This is a genomic window from Neisseria sp. P0009.S007 (assembly GCF_051962515.1).
Genome location: NZ_JBQCVF010000673.1, coordinates 1 through 888, shown reverse-complemented (window position 1 = coordinate 888; position 888 = coordinate 1). Strand labels below are relative to the sequence as shown.

Sequence of the window (888 nt, the reverse complement as noted above, 5' to 3'; positions counted from 1 at the left end):
GAGTTGAAAAACAACTGGAATTCCGCCTATAAAAAATCGGCGCGTATCGTCGGCGACGTTATCGGTAAATACCACCCCCACGGCGATACAGCCGTTTACGACACCATCGTCCGTATGGCGCAAGACTTCTCCATGCGTTATGTACTGATCGACGGTCAGGGCAACTTCGGTTCCGTTGACGGCTTGGCCGCAGCAGCCATGCGTTATACCGAAATCCGCATGGAAAAAATTTCCCATGAAATGCTGGCAGATATCGAAGAAGAAACCGTCAATTTCGGTCCCAACTATGACGGCAGCGAACATGAGCCGCTGGTGTTGCCGACCCGTTTCCCTGCGCTGCTAGTCAACGGTTCGTCCGGTATTGCCGTCGGTATGGCAACCAATATCCCGCCGCACAATTTGGGCGATACCATCAATGCTTGCCTGCGTTTGTTGGATGAGCCTGAAACTGAAATCGACGAGCTGATCAACATTATCCAAGCACCCGATTTCCCAACCGGCGCAACTATTTATGGCTTGAGCGGCGTGCGCGAAGGCTATAAAACCGGCCGCGGCCGTGTAGTGATGCGCGGTAAAACCCATATTGAGCCTATCGGTAAAAACGGCGAGCGCGAAGCCATCGTTATCGATGAAATCCCATATCAAGTAAACAAAGCCAAGCTGGTTGAGAAAATCGGCGAGTTGGTACGCGAAAAAACGTTGGAAGGCGTATCCGACCTGCGCGACGAGTCCGATAAATCCGGTATGCGTGTCGTGATCGAATTGAAACGCAATGAAAATGCCGAAGTCGTTTTGAACCAACTCTACAAACTGACCCAGCTGCAAGACAGCTTCGGTATCAACATGGTGGCCTTGGTTGACGGCCAGCCGCGCTTGCTGAACCTGAAA

General features: G+C 51.8%; 1 protein-coding gene. It reads left to right on the top strand.

Annotated features, from left to right (window positions below; all coding sequences use genetic code 11):
* A partial coding sequence (locus ACTHS3_RS15585; RefSeq protein WP_440368452.1) for a DNA gyrase subunit A occupies positions 1-888 on the top strand: 888 nt, incomplete at both ends.